This is a genomic window from Vibrio sp. V30_P3S12P165 (genome assembly GCF_009904905.1).
In the GTDB taxonomy this organism is placed as follows: Bacteria; Pseudomonadota; Gammaproteobacteria; order Enterobacterales; family Vibrionaceae; genus Vibrio; species Vibrio fujianensis.
In genome coordinates, this window is sequence record NZ_WXWH01000046.1 from 109,769 (window position 1) to 126,463 (window position 16,695).

At 42.8% G+C, this 16,695-nt stretch carries 17 protein-coding genes and 1 other RNA gene; 8 read left to right on the forward strand and 10 right to left on the reverse strand.

Features of this window, described 5'->3' with window-relative positions; all coding sequences use genetic code 11:
- Positions 1 to 85: 85 nt before the first annotated feature.
- The 4 genes from CAG57_RS10115 to CAG57_RS10130 are packed head-to-tail and all read right to left on the reverse strand — an operon-like array spanning position 86 to position 2,903.
- Entirely contained in the window at positions 86 to 499 is a 414-nt protein-coding gene (locus tag CAG57_RS10115) for a type IV pilus modification PilV family protein (RefSeq protein ID WP_161427164.1), read from the reverse strand.
- Complete coding sequence (locus CAG57_RS10120) at positions 489 to 1,808, reverse strand: hypothetical protein (protein WP_161427165.1); 1,320 nt, start codon at positions 1,806 to 1,808, stop codon at positions 489 to 491. The genes CAG57_RS10115 and CAG57_RS10120 overlap by 11 nt, the downstream gene beginning before the upstream one ends.
- Positions 1,805 to 2,410 carry a pilus assembly protein PilW gene (locus CAG57_RS10125; protein ID WP_161427166.1) on the reverse strand — a complete coding sequence of 202 codons (606 nt, stop codon included), beginning with the start codon at positions 2,408 to 2,410 and terminating at the stop codon, positions 1,805 to 1,807. Before CAG57_RS10125 ends, CAG57_RS10120 begins: the two co-directional genes overlap by 4 nt.
- Positions 2,391 to 2,903 carry a GspH/FimT family pseudopilin gene (locus CAG57_RS10130; RefSeq protein ID WP_161427167.1) on the reverse strand — a complete coding sequence of 171 codons (513 nt, stop codon included), beginning with the start codon at positions 2,901 to 2,903 and terminating at the stop codon, positions 2,391 to 2,393. The genes CAG57_RS10125 and CAG57_RS10130 overlap by 20 nt, the downstream gene beginning before the upstream one ends.
- 97 nt (positions 2,904 to 3,000) lie before the next feature.
- Here CAG57_RS10130 and CAG57_RS10135 point away from each other — a divergent pair, with 97 nt between their 5' ends.
- Positions 3,001 to 3,435, forward strand: coding sequence for a type IV pilin protein (locus CAG57_RS10135; protein ID WP_272924570.1), 435 nt, complete (start codon positions 3,001 to 3,003; stop codon positions 3,433 to 3,435).
- Between the two features lie 70 nt (positions 3,436 to 3,505).
- On the opposite strand, the gene dnaJ is transcribed toward CAG57_RS10135, so the two are convergent.
- The 3 genes from dnaJ to grpE all read right to left on the reverse strand — a co-directional run bounded on the left by dnaJ (position 3,506) and on the right by grpE (position 7,611).
- The gene (dnaJ, locus tag CAG57_RS10140; RefSeq protein ID WP_099611983.1) at positions 3,506 to 4,651 is read right to left on the reverse strand and encodes a molecular chaperone DnaJ; all 1,146 of its coding nucleotides are present in this window, start codon (positions 4,649 to 4,651) and stop codon (positions 3,506 to 3,508) included.
- A 202-nt stretch (positions 4,652 to 4,853) separates the two neighbouring features.
- Positions 4,854 to 6,758: a molecular chaperone DnaK gene (gene dnaK, locus CAG57_RS10145; protein WP_099611982.1), complete on the reverse strand. Its 1,905-nt coding sequence runs from the start codon at positions 6,756 to 6,758 to the stop codon at positions 4,854 to 4,856.
- Positions 6,759 to 7,002: 244 nt separating this feature from the next.
- Positions 7,003 to 7,611, reverse strand: coding sequence for a nucleotide exchange factor GrpE (gene grpE / locus CAG57_RS10150; protein ID WP_161428188.1), 609 nt, complete (start codon positions 7,609 to 7,611; stop codon positions 7,003 to 7,005).
- A 143-nt stretch (positions 7,612 to 7,754) separates the two neighbouring features.
- Here grpE and nadK point away from each other — a divergent pair, with 143 nt between their 5' ends.
- The 3 genes from nadK to bamE all read left to right on the forward strand — a co-directional run bounded on the left by nadK (position 7,755) and on the right by bamE (position 10,925).
- Positions 7,755 to 8,639 carry an NAD(+) kinase gene (gene nadK, locus CAG57_RS10155; protein WP_161428189.1) on the forward strand — a complete coding sequence of 295 codons (885 nt, stop codon included), beginning with the start codon at positions 7,755 to 7,757 and terminating at the stop codon, positions 8,637 to 8,639.
- A gap of 116 nt (positions 8,640 to 8,755) precedes the next feature.
- Positions 8,756 to 10,420 (forward strand): DNA repair protein RecN, encoded by a 1,665-nt coding sequence (recN, locus tag CAG57_RS10160; RefSeq protein ID WP_161428190.1) that lies wholly within the window; start codon positions 8,756 to 8,758, stop codon positions 10,418 to 10,420.
- Positions 10,421 to 10,565: 145 nt separating this feature from the next.
- Positions 10,566 to 10,925 (forward strand): outer membrane protein assembly factor BamE, encoded by a 360-nt coding sequence (bamE, locus tag CAG57_RS10165; protein ID WP_161428191.1) that lies wholly within the window; start codon positions 10,566 to 10,568, stop codon positions 10,923 to 10,925.
- A 135-nt stretch (positions 10,926 to 11,060) separates the two neighbouring features.
- Here the strand turns inward: bamE and CAG57_RS10170 are convergent, their stop codons facing one another.
- A complete protein-coding gene (locus CAG57_RS10170) occupies positions 11,061 to 11,378 on the reverse strand; it encodes an RnfH family protein (protein ID WP_099611979.1) in 318 nt (105 codons plus the stop codon).
- The gene (locus CAG57_RS10175) at positions 11,378 to 11,809 is read right to left on the reverse strand and encodes an SRPBCC family protein (RefSeq protein WP_161428192.1); all 432 of its coding nucleotides are present in this window, start codon (positions 11,807 to 11,809) and stop codon (positions 11,378 to 11,380) included. The genes CAG57_RS10170 and CAG57_RS10175 overlap by 1 nt, the downstream gene beginning before the upstream one ends.
- A 198-nt stretch (positions 11,810 to 12,007) precedes the next feature.
- On the opposite strand from CAG57_RS10175, the gene smpB reads away from it, so the two are divergent.
- From smpB to CAG57_RS10195, 4 genes are all read left to right on the forward strand, one after another.
- Positions 12,008 to 12,493: an SsrA-binding protein SmpB gene (gene smpB, locus CAG57_RS10180; protein ID WP_099611977.1), complete on the forward strand. Its 486-nt coding sequence runs from the start codon at positions 12,008 to 12,010 to the stop codon at positions 12,491 to 12,493.
- Between the two features lie 68 nt (positions 12,494 to 12,561).
- Positions 12,562 to 12,929, forward strand: a transfer-messenger RNA (tmRNA) gene (gene ssrA / locus CAG57_RS10185).
- 165 nt (positions 12,930 to 13,094) lie between these two features.
- A complete protein-coding gene (locus CAG57_RS10190; protein WP_161428193.1) occupies positions 13,095 to 14,333 on the forward strand; it encodes an integrase domain-containing protein in 1,239 nt (412 codons plus the stop codon).
- A 115-nt stretch (positions 14,334 to 14,448) separates the two neighbouring features.
- Complete coding sequence (locus CAG57_RS10195; protein ID WP_158148103.1) at positions 14,449 to 16,038, forward strand: DNA cytosine methyltransferase; 1,590 nt, start codon at positions 14,449 to 14,451, stop codon at positions 16,036 to 16,038.
- A 103-nt stretch (positions 16,039 to 16,141) separates the two neighbouring features.
- Here CAG57_RS10195 and tnpC read toward each other — a convergent pair.
- On the reverse strand, positions 16,142 to 16,695 hold a 554-nt coding region (gene tnpC, locus CAG57_RS10200; RefSeq protein WP_161433750.1), incomplete at its 5' end, for an IS66 family transposase.

Consider the following 16,695-nt stretch of genomic DNA (forward strand, 5'->3'; position numbering starts at 1 on the left):
ATCTGGTACAAACCGATAACTGGGCCACAAAAATTTACATCGGCTGCATTTAACGATGACTTTAACCGCCTTATAAACGAAAAAACTAATCAAATTCACTGTATTGAGAAAGCATGGTTTTCAATTCAATTTGTTGAACTTGGCCATGGCGATCAAACCAAGAAGCTTGTATCACGATGGTTTTCAGCGAGCCGGATAATGTCACGGAAGGAACATCCCAATGAAGCGTATAAATAGGGTGACTACTATCTTCCCCAGTGACTAGATCATCGGTATAGTTAGCCACAGTAAGTGCGGAGGAGACACTTAATGCACCACGGGTACGAAACCATTCTAGTTTTTGCTCTGCGAGATTAAGCGCCTGAATACTGTGCATTGCAAAATCCGCTCTTTGCTCAATATAGGCTTGTAGTTTAACTAGCCCCAAGGCTCCAACGCCAATCAAAACAAATGAAATCATCACTTCAATTAAGCTAAATCCAAACTGTTTATTGCGCATACCACGATCCCTGTACCCATTTAAACTGACGAATCTTACGCAGTGGCGTATCAATTGCGTCTCGGTTAAACAAAAAATCCATCGCAGAGTTAAATACGGCATAAGTGTCAGGCGCATCCATCACATATCCCCCCGTGGGATAAAAAGCGCCATTTTGAAAATAAGCCGTATTATTCAACGAAATATTCGCCAATGATGCGGTCGACGCTTTTAATAGATCGGCTTGCGTTGGATTAAAGCTGTTCCATAGTGTACTGGTGGGGATAAACTCTGGCGTTCCGTCGGTGGCATTCGAAATAAAGTGGTAGATCATTCCTTTAAACGTTAAAGCGCCATGGGTCGAGAGCAGTCCATTATGCACGACTAAAATAATGCCATCTAAGCCACTCGCTGAATTGATCGCCTGACCAATAGCCGTTAAATCACTTTCTCCCAAATGACAACTGCCATAAACCCAAATGAGGTCTTGCCCGGCAATAATCTTGTTCTTAATTTTACTCCCACAGTCAGGAACCACCGCTGAAGAGGGCAAGCTTTGTTGGGTAAATAGCATTTTGCCACTGCTATCAACTAAATTGCTCGCTGAGATTTTACTAAAGTGGCTATCGGACATGATTTTGAACCAATCTTGTCGCATTTCACCAAATAAATCCTCAAAGGGGGTCTGATTGACATCTTTAATAAAATCTTTTTTTAAGTTACTGGGCATCGCGTAATTAGCACTGGTACTGGTGAGATAATCTGAATCACAATATTGACCTCGGGGAAAACCAGCATAAGGCGGATGAGCGTCACTTAATCCTTTATTTTGTACCGTACCGTGCACGACAAAATCCCGACTATACCGCAACATAGTACAAGCCCACTTATCGCCCTCTAAATGGGCTCCGGGATCCGCCAACATGGATAAGCCACCAGAAAAATACAAGTTTGAGGTGGCTCTCAATACACCAGAAGCGGCAGCCGGATAAGTCAGAGTTTTATGAACATGACTAAAACCGTATTGTGCTGTCACGCGTTGCTGCTTAAACGTTGGCTGTGTATAGCTAAATGTTATTGGGCCTAATGCATTACACTCGCTATATTGACTAGCATCAGGTAAAGATTGCGTCAGTTTGGTTAAGCTAAAAATGCACTCTAGCCCACCTTCAGCCACCCAATATTGTTGACGAGCTTTCACTTCATTCTGAGCTCGCTTAATTTGATAAAACAGCGTTTTATATGAACCTAAAGTAAGTACTAAAGCCACCGCAAGTAGTACCGAGGTAATCAGTAAGGTGGCAACCCCCTGCTGAAAGCGACTGTTCATTGCCAATTCCTCTGCATCAAACGTAAACTCATCTGTTGAGACACCGATGGTGCTTTCACCAAAGAGGCAGCTAAAACGATTGAAAGCATGCCACTTTGAGTACTTTCTCCTGCGACAAGATCATGTTGCACCGAAAATTGAGTCACTTTAATCTGCTTGGGATCAAACAAATTAAAGCACCCGGTTGCCGCTGAAGTTGCAGGCAAGGGGGCTGTACTACTTTTTTGACAATATTTCAGGTTATTTTTATCTAAACGATACACCGTATTACTGACACTAGCGCTAACCGCTGCCGGATGTTGATAGGCATACCCCACGAGTTCCGGTTCTGTAATAAAAAGGCCAACCGCACCAGAAAGTTTCAGTGAATGGGTATCCCAATGATCGTACCCTGCGCGCAGTACATCACTTTTCATCTGGTGTAGCACCACACTCATTTGTTGTAGCAGCATAATCTCTTTACTGCGTTGTAGCGAGGCTCGTTGATTGGATAAAAACAGACTTCCTATCATTCCTAAAGCGATCGCCCCCACCAGCCCTGCAATCATAAATTCAATCAAACTGCTTCCTGACTGCTTTGGTTTAACACTTAGTAAAGCCATAGTTTTCCCCAGAGAGACTACACACTTTGATACGCCCTGCTCGATTATGAATAATGACTTTAATGCCATCACTATCTTGAAAATGCTTTTTCAATGTGAGACTGCCAGCCTGAACCGGATTACCCATAACATAGTCAAATTTCACTGAATTAATCGAATCGGTGTTGTCTATAAACAGGTTTCGATAACGCTCACCCGATAATACCGCAATGATCTTCGGTGAGTTTGCTGGAGGTAAAACCGAAGAAGAAGAGAGTATCAACCGCCACTCTCCAGTGGTAGATGGCATCCCTTCAATATGAACCCATAAATCTTGCCCGCGAAACACCGCTTCCGATTTTGCTTGAATAAAAAAACCGTGTAACTCATCAGCTAGCGTAACCATCTTGGTCTGCTGATTTATATTGGTAAAATTCGGTGCGGAAAACGTAAGCATAACGGCCAGTACACTGACCGTTATCAGTAGTTCTAATAAGGTGAAGCCGCGAACCATTTCTCAAAATCCTTTGCAAACAGTGAGACATAACTGAATCAACTTGCTTTGATGCTAACAGCTACTAACAATAGGAAAAGATAGATTAATGGAACGAATGGACATGATTCGAACAAATAAATGCAACAGATCAGATAGGTTCGCTCAAGGTATGACGTTGGTCGAATTAATGATAGCCGTCGCCATCGTTGGCATTCTTGCTGGTATTGCCTACCCAGCATATACCCAATATGTCAAAGAGGCTCACCGTACTCAAGCAATAGCCGATATGGCAAAAATACAGCTCTATTTAGAAGAGCATTATGACTTGGGGTATTCCAGTCATGGTCTTTTGTCGGGAGGGAAATGTACCGTATGCGATTCTGATCCGGAACGCTACGCCTTGGCGATTGAGATCAGCCACGCAAGCTATACGATTTCAGCCACCCCTCTCGCTTCCAAAGGACAAGATACCGATGAATGTCAAGGAAAACGCTATTCAAAGCTTGAATTAAAAAGTACCGGAGAGCGACAACCAACCTCTTGCTGGTAGCGGTTTTAAACATAAAAAGCCCTAGTTGACGTAAGCAAACTAGGGCTTTTTGAGCAAATAAGGGATCAGATTAACTGGTTAGATCATCAAAAAACTTCTTCACTCCATTGAAAAAACCTTCAGACTTTGGCTTGTGCTTATTGGCGGCCTCTCCTCCACAAGAATCTTCCAATTCCCTGAGCAATTCTTTTTGACGAGCGCTGAGTTTAACGGGGGTTTCAACCACTAGTTTCACAATCAAATCACCAATTGCCCCTCCGCGCACACTTTTCACCCCTTTACCACGCATACGGAACATACGTCCGGTTTGCGTTTCTTCAGGAACTTTAAGATTCACACGGCCATCCAACGTGGGGACTTCAACTTCACCACCCAAAGCGGCCATAGCAAAACTCACCGGGACTTCACAGTACAAATTATTACCGTCCCGTTCAAAGATATGGTGTTCTTTTACATGCACTTGCACATATAAATCACCGGCTGGTGCACCCATTTCCCCGGCTTCACCTTCATTGGCTAAACGAATGCGATCGCCAGTATCCACTCCTGCGGGGATTTTAACATTCAAAGTTTTACTTTTCTGTTTTCGACCTTGGCCATGACAAACATTGCATGGATCTTTGATGATCTTACCTTTGCCATGACAAGTTGGGCAGGTTTGCTGAACGGCAAAGAAACCTTGCCGCATTTGAACTTGACCATGACCATGACAGGTCGGACAGGTTTCCGGCGTACTGCCTTTTTTCGCTCCAGAGCCATCGCAACTATCACAATGAACCAATGTTGGAACTTCAATTTCTTTGCTACAACCTCGAACTGCCTCTTCCAAAGTTAATTCCATGTTGTAGCGCAAGTCAGATCCGCGTTGAGGCCGAGGCGAACCACCGCGGCGTCCACCACCAAAAATATCACCAAACACATCACCAAAGATATCGCCAAAATCAGCACCGCCACCACTGAAGCCACCGCCACCAAAACCACCAGCACCTTGTTCAAAAGCTCGGTGCCCGTATTGATCATAAGCGGCTTTTTTCTGCGGATCAGTCAGAATCTCATACGCTTCTTTTACTTCTTTAAACTTATCCGCAGCACTGGCATCACCCGGATTACGGTCTGGGTGGTATTTCATCGCTAGGCGCTTATAGGCCTTTTTAATATCGCGCTCTGAGGCATCACGGCTAACGCCTAATACTTCGTAAAAATCACGTTTTGACATGTTTTAAGTCACCAATTGTTACTGCAAACGGACTGACCGCTTGGTGGTTGTATCGATATAGATAAAGGTTTTAGGCTTGTCCTTTATCTTTATAGACACAAAGATAATGACAAACTTACGGGCGTAAGAGTTACCCCAAACGCCCGCAAGCAAGACCGTAAGACTCCCGTTAGCTACCAAAGCGAACGGAGATTAAGAAAAATTATTTCTTATCGTCTTTAACTTCTTCAAACTCAGCATCAACGACGTCGTCTTGTGCTGCTTGCTGTTCAGCATTCGCACCTTGTGCCTGTGCTTGCTGCTGAGCGATTTCCATCAATTTTTGAGCTGCGGTCATTAGGGCTTGAACTTTTGCGTCGATTTCGGCTTTATCTTCACCTTTCTTCGCAGTTTCTAGCTCACTAATGGCTGCTTCAATTTTCTCTTTTTCATCCGTAGGCAGAGCATCACCGGCTTCTTCAATTTGCTTACGCGTTGCGTGAATCATTTGATCCGCTTGGTTACGTGCAGTCGCTAACTCTTCGAACTTCTTGTCCGCTTCTTTATTGGCTTCTGCTTCTTGAACCATTTTTTCGATTTCTTCATCACTCAAACCGCCAGAAGCTTGGATGGTGATATTTTGCTCTTTACCCGTTTGTTTATCTTTCGCTGACACATGCAAAATACCATCAGCGTCCAAGTCAAACGTCACCTCAATTTGTGGCATACCACGAGGCGCTGGGTTAATACCTTCAAGGTTAAACTGACCCAGAGACTTGTTATACATAGCTTGCTTACGCTCACCTTGTAAAACATGAATGGTAACAGCACTTTGGTTATCTTCAGCAGTTGAGAATACTTGATTCGCTTTGGTTGGAATCGTGGTATTTTTCTCAATCAGTTTTGTCATCACGCCACCCATAGTCTCAATACCTAGAGACAAAGGTGTCACGTCAAGTAATAGAACGTCTTTTACATCACCCGCAAGAACGCCACCTTGAACAGCCGCACCCACTGCAACCGCTTCATCAGGGTTAACATCTTTGCGCGCTTCTTTACCAAAGAACTCAGCCACTTTTTTCTGAACTAACGGCATACGAGTTTGACCACCCACCAAGATAACATCAGTGATGTCATTGACTGATAGGTCAGCATCCGCTAGTGCCACTTTCAATGGGTCTAAAGAGCGTTGAACTAAATCTTCAACCAATGACTCTAATTTAGCCCGAGTCACTTTGATGTTCATGTGTTTAGGCCCCGTTGCATCTGCCGTAATATAAGGCAGGTTGACATCGGTTTGCTGTGCTGAAGAAAGTTCGATCTTCGCTTTCTCTGCCGCTTCTTTTAGACGCTGCATTGCAAGTGGATCATGTTTCAAGTTGATCCCTTGCTCTTTGTTAAACTCATCAACGAGGTAGTTAATCATGCGGTTATCAAAGTCTTCACCACCTAGGTGTGTATCACCATTGGTCGCCAATACTTCGAATGTTTTTTCGCCTTCAACCTCATCGATTTCAATAATCGAAATATCAAACGTACCACCACCGAGGTCATAAACGGCGATTGTGCGATCACCACCTTGTTTATCAAGGCCATAAGCAAGCGCAGCTGCCGTTGGTTCGTTAATAATACGTTTAACTTCAAGACCCGCGATGCGGCCCGCATCTTTAGTGGCTTGGCGCTGAGCATCGTTAAAGTAAGCAGGAACAGTAATAACCGCTCCCGTCACTTTCTCACCGAGGTAATCTTCTGCTGTTTTCTTCATTTTTTTCAGAATTTCAGCAGAAACCTGAGGCGCAGCCATTTTTTGGCCTTTCGCTTCTACCCATGCATCGCCGTTATCTGCACGAACGATTTTATACGGCATGATTTCGATATCACGCTGAACTTCTTCGTCTTCGAAACGACGACCAATCAAACGTTTAATCGCAAATAATGTATTTTCAGGGTTGGTTACAGCTTGACGTTTTGCTGGCTGACCAACGAGTGTTTCACCATCTGTATAAGCAATCACAGATGGGGTGGTGCGCTCACCCTCCGCGTTTTCAATTACGCGAGGTTTGTCACCGTCGAGTACGGCTACACATGAGTTAGTAGTACCTAAGTCAATACCAATGATTTTACCCATCAGGCTATCTCCGAAATAATTCTATATGTTCGTTTTGCTGTATATCCCTAATGTGGGGATGGAGAATTGGGTTTCAACCCCACTCACAAACAAAAACGTGGATGTTTGTTTCTCGTATGCCCTTTAAATAGGGGTTAACAACCTCTTTTCAAGGGGAACATGAAAAAAAATTTGAATTTTATAATAAAAAGCGAAGCCTTAAGACCTCGCTGATTTAAATGTGTCCGTAAAATAGACAACACGCTTATTTAGCCACCATCACCATCGCTGGACGTACAACTCGACCATTCAATTCATAGCCTTTTTGCATCACAAACATAACCGTATTTGATTGATGATCTGGACTTTCTTGAATAGACATTGCTTGATGATATTCAGGGTTAAACGCTTCACCTTCAGGATTAATCACCGTTACCCCAAATTTTGCTACTGCGTCAACAAAAGTTTTATGAGTTAATTCAACACCTTCTAAAAAGGGTTTGATCGCTTCATTTTCATTATCTACCGCTTGGATCGCGCGTTCTAAGTTATCCAACACGGGTAATAATTCTTCAACAAAACGTCCTAACGCATATTTACGCGCTTTATCGATCTCTTGTTCAGAACGACGACGCATATTTTCAACATCGGCACGAGCGCGAAGGACGCTTTCTTGCTGTTCTTTCACTCGAGCTTCACTGGCCAATAAAGCCGCCTCTAATTGAGCAATTTTACTTTCTTGCTCACTTAACTCTTCTGGTTCAACATCTTGATTCCAATCGATATCTTCATCACTACCAACAATTTCAGCCTCTACATCAACCGCTTCTTGCTGTAGCTCTTCCTCTTTGATTTTATTTTCTTCGTTGCTCATGATATCTCCAGAATTCTCATCACGATGGTGTTTAAGCATCAAATTATCTTGGTTTTTGACACAAAAATTCGCATAAAAGCATAACTTGCCTTTATTATGGGGATGAAGAATTCTGATTCAAGCCTAATTCGGTTGGAAAGCGTATGAAAAATCCATTTGACGTGATCGCTATCATTGGAAAACCAAGAGATCAAAAAGCAATTCAAACACATAAAGAGATTTATCTCTGGCTTACTGCGCTCGGGAAATCGGTCTTTATTGATGATCGCTTACGTGAAATTCTCACCGATATTCCTCAAGCACACTTTGCCAGCTTAATTGAATTAGGAAATAAGGCCGATTTAGCTATTGTCGTCGGGGGCGATGGCAATATGTTGGGAGCGGCTCGAGTTCTATCTCGTTTTGATATCTCCGTCATCGGTGTTAACCGAGGTAATTTAGGCTTTCTCACCGATCTCAATCCTGACAATTTTCAAAACGAGTTGGGCAGCGTACTGGATGGGCATTATTTGCAAGAAACCCGTTTTTTACTTGAAGCCGAGATTCACCGTCATGGGCAAATCAAAAGTCATAACTCAGCCTTGAATGAGGCGGTTCTACACCCCGGAAAAATTGCCCATATGATTGAATTTGAAGTCTATATTGATGATAACTTTGCTTTTTCTCAACGCTCTGATGGGTTAATTATTTCGACACCCACAGGATCGACTGCATATTCACTGTCTGGAGGAGGGCCGATATTATCTCCCAGCTTGAATGCCATCACACTCGTTCCGATGTTTCCTCATACCCTATCTTCCCGACCTCTCGTTGTCGACAGTGAACGTCGCATTAAATTAGTGGTGTCGCCCGATAACCGAGGCACTCAAGAAGTCAGTTGTGATGGGCAGGTATCTTTACCTGTATCTCCTGGCGATGAAGTTCATATTTATCAAAGTGCTAATGTATTGAAGCTCATCCATCCTCAAGATTATAGCTATTATCGTGTTTTACGGAATAAACTGGGTTGGTCAAGCAAATTATTTTAAACCATTTCACACAGCATCACACCACGCAAAATTTTTAACCCAGATAACTTTACTGTATAAAAAAACAGTATATACTGAATCTTTATACAGTATTGTTAAATTGTACAGGTGCTAAAATGCTGGCTCATTTAAGTGTAAATAACTTTGCTATTGTAAAATCTCTGCAACTTGAACTTTCAAAAGGGATGACAACCATCACCGGAGAAACCGGAGCAGGCAAGTCCATCGCTATTGATGCTCTTAGCTTGTGTCTTGGTGGCCGAGCCGAAGCCAGTATGGTTCGCCAAAATGAAGAAAAAACTGAAGTCAGTGCATCGTTTATGCTAGATAATAACCTACATGCGACCCGCTGGTTAGAAGACAATGACTTACTCGATGGCCAAGAATGTATTTTACGCCGAATTATTAATAAAGATGGGCGTTCTAGAGCGTTCATCAATGGTAGCCCTGTCCCACTTTCTCAGCTTAAAGCAATCGGACAATTGTTAATTAATATTCATGGACAGCATGCTCATCAACAATTAATGAAACCGGAACAACAGCTCTCGATGCTAGATCAGTATGCAGGCCACCATAATCTATTAAAACAGACTCGCCTCGCCTACCAACATTGGTGTCAAGCCAACCACCACCTGAAACAATTGCGAGAAAGCAGCCAACAAAATCAAGCTCAACTCCAATTGTTGGAATATCAAATTAAAGAACTAAACGAGTTAGCGATTGGCGCAGAAGAATTTATCCAACTAGAGCAAGAACATAAACGTTTAACCAATAGCGGAGATCTCGCACTCAATTGCCAAAAAGCAATCAATTTGCTTGATGAAAGCGAGGAAATCAATGCTCTAAGCATCCTCCAATCTGTCAGTCATACGGTCATGGAGTTAGCTGAAATGGATAACCAGTTAAACAGCCTTCCAAATATGTTAAGTGAAGCGGTCATCCAATTAGAGGAAGCCAATAATGAGCTACGAGCTTACCTCGCTAACATTGATGTAGATCCTGAACGAATGGTTTATGTGGAAGAACGCTATTCACGGGTACTTTCATTAGCCCGTAAACATCATGTACTACCAGAAGAGCTTTATGCCCATCATCAGTTATTATTACAACAAATCGCTCAACTCGATCATTCAGAAGAAAAAATACAACAACAAGAAAATGAAGTCGCCCATCACTACCAAGCCTTTGCAAACTGCGCAGAAAAACTCCACAAATCACGCAGTCGTTACGCCAAAGAGTTAGATAAGCTGATCAGTCTTAGCATGCATGAGCTGAGTATGGAAAAGGCACATTTTAAAATTGACGTGGTTCAACATCAAGGGCAACCCTCTCCACTTGGGTTTGATCATGTCACGTTTTTAGTCTCAACCAATCCAGGTCAACCATTACAACCGATTGCTAAAGTGGCTTCCGGTGGTGAACTGTCGCGTATTTCTTTAGCGATTCAAGTCATTACGGCTCAGAAAATTGACACTCCAAGCTTAATATTTGATGAAGTCGATGTTGGTATTTCCGGGCCAACAGCTGCTGTGGTCGGAAAAATGCTGCGTAAGCTAGGCGAGTCGACCCAAGTACTCTGTGTCACTCATCTTCCACAAGTTGCTGGCTGTGGTCATCATCAACTTTTTGTAGCAAAACAAACCAAAGCCGGAAAAACAGAAACACAAATGATCAAATTGAATACCGAACAAAGAGTCGCTGAACTGGCTCGCTTGTTGGGTGGAAGTCAAATCACCGAATCAACACTGGCTAATGCAAAAGAACTGCTGGTTGCGGCTTAAAAAGCCACCATGTAGAAAAATCTTTGCAACCTAATTCAAAATTTATAGTCTTAATTAGCGCCGAGGAGAGTGAAGTTTTTTACATCTGCTCGGTGCTTGTTTATTATCGACTTAGTTTTGACTCTTACTGGCAGTAGAATTTAATATGCAATTAACCAAGTGGCTTATTGCCATCCCCCTCGCAGCCACATTGCTATCCGGCTGCTCCGTCCTTGAACGTTTAGTATACCGAATCGATATCAACCAAGGTAATTATGTTGAACAACAAGCGGTAGAACAATTAAGATTTGGCATGACCAAGGAACAAGTTCGTTTTGTGCTTGGTTCGCCAATGCTGATCGAAAATGGTTATCCAAATACTTGGTATTATATTTATCACCATACGCCAGGACATAATCCATCAATTCAAAAAAACTTAATCGTTAATTTCAACGATTCTGGGCTATTAGCCACCATCTCCGGAGACTTCCAACAAAGTGATACCTTTTTTGAAGGCCTCAACTAGTCAATATCCGCACGTACCAACCAGCAGAGGCAGATAGGACTCAACGCTTAAACTTAAACTAATCTTAGAATTATTGCTCACAAGAAAACTTCCCGATGATACACTGCTAGTAACATCGGGAATGGCCCAGCATAGTTACTTTTTGGCCTGTTTTTGTTCAGCCCTAGCCTCTTCTACTCGTTTTCGACGAATTTCTTTAGGGTCGGCCAATAAAGGACGATAAATTTCAATTCGGTCATGATCACGCACTGTAGCATCAAGCTTGACGCTACGGCTAAATATACCCACTTTATTTTTTGTTAAGTCAATATCGGGAAATGCTTGTAAAATCCCCGATTGCTGAATAATTTCTTCCACCGTCATAGCATCGTTGACTACCAAAGTAATCACCCGCTGCTCATGAGGCAAAGCATAAACCACCTCGACATGGATCATTTCAGATTCAATATTCATCACGCATATACCTGCTTGGCGCGTTTAGTAAAAGCATCTACCATATTACTAGTTAGCTCATTGAAAACCTTTCCAAAAGCTATCTCGATCATTTTACTAGCGAACTCAAACTCTAGCTTTAATTCCACTTTACATGCTCGCTCATCTAAAGGCGTAAAATACCACCCACCTTTTAATGCTCGAAATGGGCCGTCAACTAAACTCATAAGAATAGACTGTCCATGAGTTAGATGATTTTCTGTAGTAAAGGTTTTACTTATTCCCGCTTTTGAGACATCGAGAGAAGCCACCATTTTATTTGGGGAAGATTCCAATATCCGTGTTCCTGAACACCCAGGTAAAAAGTCTGGATAACTTTCTACATCATTAACCAAATGAAACATTTGTTCTGCACTAAACGCAACCAGAGCAGAACGACTCACTTGCTTCATTGTTATCCCCTTTATAAACACTCAATAACGCTGAAACTGATTGTACGTTTATCCCCTGTTTACCTCAAGTTAAGACCAACTAAGACCTCGCAATAAAGAATGAAGCGCTGAACAGCTTGAAGTTATCAGGCGATCCCCTTATGCTACATCAAGAAAAACATTCCCTTACGTTCGACCAATCCGTATAATGCACCCACTATGGTAAAGAAAAAATCAACGAAAAAAGCGGGTAGCAACACTATCGCGCTCAATAAAAAAGCTCGCCATGAATACTTCATTGAAGATGAGGTAGAAGCAGGGTTGGAGCTTCAGGGTTGGGAAGTAAAATCCCTTCGCCAAGGAAAAGCCAATATTGCAGAAAGCTACGTTTTCTTGCGAGACGGAGAAGCTTTTATCTCCGGTATGAGTATTACGCCATTGCAACAAGCTTGCACGCATGTTGTGGCCAATCCAACGCGTGTAAGAAAGTTACTCCTTTCTCGGCGTGAGTTAGACAATTTATTTGGCCGCATAAATCGAGAGGGAATGACACTTATCGCTCTCTCTTTGTATTGGTCGCGTTCTTGGGTCAAACTAAAAATCGGCGTAGCTAAAGGTAAAAAACTGCACGATAAGCGAGATGATCTAAAAGATAAAGATTGGCAGCGCCAAAAAGCGCGTGTCATGAAAAGTGCGTTGCGTTAATTGTAACCACTTAAACAATTGATGCTAGACAGAATCTTGGATTCTGGTACTATGCACCAACTACCTCTGGGGCTGATTCTGGATTCGACGGGAATTTTGCAGTCTGAGGTGCATGCCGAGGTGCGGTAGGCCTCGTTAACAAACCGCAAAAAAATAGTCGCAAACGACGAAAACTACGCACTAGCAGCTTAATACCCTGCTGAGAGCCTCTTTGCCCTAGCTTCCGCACGTAAGACGGGGAACAACAAAGAGTCAAAACCAAACGCGCTAGCCCGGATTTTCCCACCTGAGAGATGAACGGCGAATTATAATTCAGGTTAGTCATTCATTAGCGTGTCGGTTCGCAGGTGGATGGCGAAATTAAAGATCGACTAAGCATGTAGTACCAATGATGAATGATTTTCGGACGCGGGTTCAAATCCCGCCAGCTCCACCAATTCTACATTTAAAGACGTCCCAAGACGTCTTTTTTTGTATCCATAGCAATTTAAAATCAATAACTTAGCATCCAATAGTATCTCAAGGCGTTTCACTACATCTTTGACTTTTAGTAACCATTGTAGGAACCTTAGTATTGTGTTCCTTACTTTTGGTTCCTAACATGCCTAGACAAACTAAACCACTCACAGCAACAGAAGTCAAAAACGCAAAGCCCAAAGAAAAAGAGTACAGCCTTGTTGACGGCCAAGGTCTAAAACTGAGGGTTTTGCCAAGTGGCTCTAAGCAATGGCAACTCAATTATTACAGACCAACAAATGGCAAGCGTGCAAATCTCAACTTAGGACGCTATCCAGAGGTTTCTCTTGTACAAGCACGAAAAAGTGCCCTAGAAGCAAGAGAGTTGATCGCACAAAGAATTGATCCTCAGGAACACAAAGAGCAGAAGTTACAGGAACATAAAGCTATTCATGAACATACGTTTTTGAATATTTCTAAAGAATGGTTTGAAATAAAAAAACACGATGTCACTCCTGACTATGCCGTTGATATTTGGCGCTCTCTTGAATTACATATTTTCCCTTATCTATCCGATACACCTGTTAAGCAAATTACGGCTCCACAAGTTATAGAGCTCCTCAGACCAATTGAAGCCAAAGGAAGCCTTGAAACCGTTAAGCGCCTAATTCAGCGCCTCAATGAAGTCATGGGCTATGCGACCAACTGTGGCTTTATCTCGGCCAACCCACTTAAAGATATTCATAAAGTATTCAAAAAACCAAAAAAAGAACATATGGCAGCGCTGGCGCCGGCAGAACTCCCTGAACTAATAGAGGCGATAGCCAACGCCAATATAAAACGCACTACCCGCTGCTTACTTGAGTGGCAGTTACACACCATGACACGTCCTTCCGAAGCCTCTGGCGCGCGTTGGGATGAAATAGATTGGGAAGAAAAAATTTGGACGATTCCCGCTGAGCGGATGAAAAAAAGAAGAGAGCACCGCATCCCGCTCACTGAGCAGATGCTGGCACTTTTGGAAGTGATGAGCCCCATTAGCAGACATCGCGAATTTATATTTCCTTCTGATCGTGACCCGAAAAAACCATGTAATAGCCAAACGGCAAACATGGCACTGAAGCGTATGGGATTTGCCGGAAGGCTTGTTAGCCACGGCTTACGCTCGCTGGCAAGTACAACACTCAACGAACAAGGCTTTGATCCTGACTTGGTTGAAGCGGCACTTGCACACGTTGACGATAACCAAGTACGTAGTGCCTATAACCGGACCGACTACCTTGAACGCCGCCGCCCGATGATGAACTGGTGGAGTGAGCATATAGAAGAGGCTGCTCAAGGAAGCCTATCTGTCAGCGGTTTAAAAGCATTGAAAGTGGTTTAACTGCTTAAATTTCAACCCTTTGAGACCGAGGTTAAAAAGAATAATCATATCTTGTTGCCCAGGAAAATTAGCCTGGTATGATTGCTTGGTATTTTAATCGAAAGAAATAGTAAAAATGGAAGCAGGTGAAATTCTAGTTATTGATCTATTCGCAGGTCCCGGAGGGCTTGGTGAGGGGATCTCGTCATGTACTACTGAGAATGGTATTAAACCATTTGATATCGGCGTGTCGGTCGAAAAAGAGCCATCTGCACATAAGACATTGACAACAAGGGCATTTTTCAGAAAGATTGCTGATAACCCTGTAGCTAAAAACGACTATTATGAATATGTTCGAGGTCGACTAACTCGCGATGAGCTTTTCTCAATGTACGAAGAGCAATCTCAAGCGGCATTGAATGAAACATTACATCAACCAAGGGCTCTGGGTGAAGATAACAAACTTATTCATGAAAGGATTCAGGAGCTAGTCGTAGGGCACCAAGGTCCTAAAATAGTCATTGGAGGTCCGCCTTGCCAAGCATATTCTTTAGCAGGGCGTTCTCGTAATGCGGGTATAAAAAACTACAAAGCTGAAGATGATCATCGACATTTTTTATACAAAGAATACTTGAAAGTTATTTCTATTGCTCAACCTGAAGTTTTTGTAATGGAAAACGTTCGGGGGATATTGTCTGCAAAAGTTGATGGGAAGAAGATCTTTCCCCAAATCCTTGAAGATTTAAGGAACCCTGGTGAGGTTACCGATACAGTTGGCATAACAGGTTACAGAATCTACTCTTTGGTTGTTGATGCTGAAGATCCGAAAAACCCTCGTTATGTAAACTCATCAGACTTTCTAATACGCTCGGAATTCTATGGTATACCTCAAGCAAGACACAGAGTAATCCTTCTTGGTGTTCGTGAAGATATTGAAGCTGTTCCTAGAACATTGCAACAGGCAGAAAATTACCCAGTTACAGTACGAAGTGTACTGAATGACTTACCAAAATTACGAAGTGGCTTTTCTAAACAAAAAGATGACACATACATATGGACTAGTACAGTTAAAATGCATGCTAAGCTGTTAAAGCGAGTATTAAGCGATCAGTATTCGAGTGAAAAGCTCGCAGAGTTAGATTTAACTCCATATGAGAATCTACAGCGAGAAAATTCTGTACATTCCGATATTAGAAGTGCAGATATTCCACAGCCGCTAAGTAATTGGTTGCTGGATGAAAATTTAGGCTGTGTACTAAACCATGCAACAAGAAGCCATATGGACGAGGATTTACTTCGATATGCCTTTTGTGCAACCTACTCATTATTAAATAATGGTATTTCACCTAAATCTCGTGACTTTCCAGCACGCTTAGCACCAGCACATGCTAACTGGGATACAGGAACACATGCAGATCGCTTTCGAGTCCAATCCGCGAATAAAGAAGCAACTACAGTAACCAGCCATATTTCCAAAGATGGTCACTACTTCATTCACTATGATCCGAAACAATGCAGAAGTCTAACTGTACGTGAAGCAGCAAGATTACAAACATTTCCAGACAATTACTTTTTCGAAGGTAATAGGACTCAGCAGTATGTACAGGTTGGAAATGCTGTGCCACCTTTTCTGGCAAATCAAATTGGTCAAGTCGTGCTCGAACTGCTAGATGACATAACTCAGGTGAGTAATAGTCAAGAGAGTTGCAGTACAGCTGAAGTGTAATAGTTCAGACCTGACAGTTACCTTTTTTTGACTAGGTGCCTGCCAGATTATATCTGGGCTAGATTCTTTTCAGCGTAAGCGCCCCATGATCCCACGGGGCGTTTTAGTGTGAGAAGTTCCAAGGAAGAAGAGAGTTAATATCAGGCTCTGGCTTTGCCAGCTCTTTCATACATTTGACTAGGTAATCATAGAGTATCAGTCCGTTCGCTTTCGCCGTTTCGATGATGCTGTACAACAGCGCACTAGCATCCGCACCATTAGGATTATTGGCGAACAACCAATTTTTTCGGCCAATGACCAGCGATTTGATTGCGCGTTCCGCTCGGTTGTTGTCGATAGATAAATGCCCATCTTCAACATAGCGTATCAGCTTAGGCCACTGACTCAAGGTGTACTTGATGGCTTTACCAAGAGGACTCGACTCGATGACTTTCTGCGTGGTTAACCAGTCATAGAGGTCATCCAGCAGCGGTTTGGCTCTGGATTGTCTTTCAGACCAACGTTCTTCGACCGAAGCGAGTTTTAATCGTGATTCCAGTGCATACAGCTTTTGGATTTTGGCTAACGCCACATCTGCTTTACCTGTTTTACCTTTGCCCTGAAGTTTTTTCGCCTCCATGAACTTACGACGTGCGTGAGCGAAGCAACCGACATTGG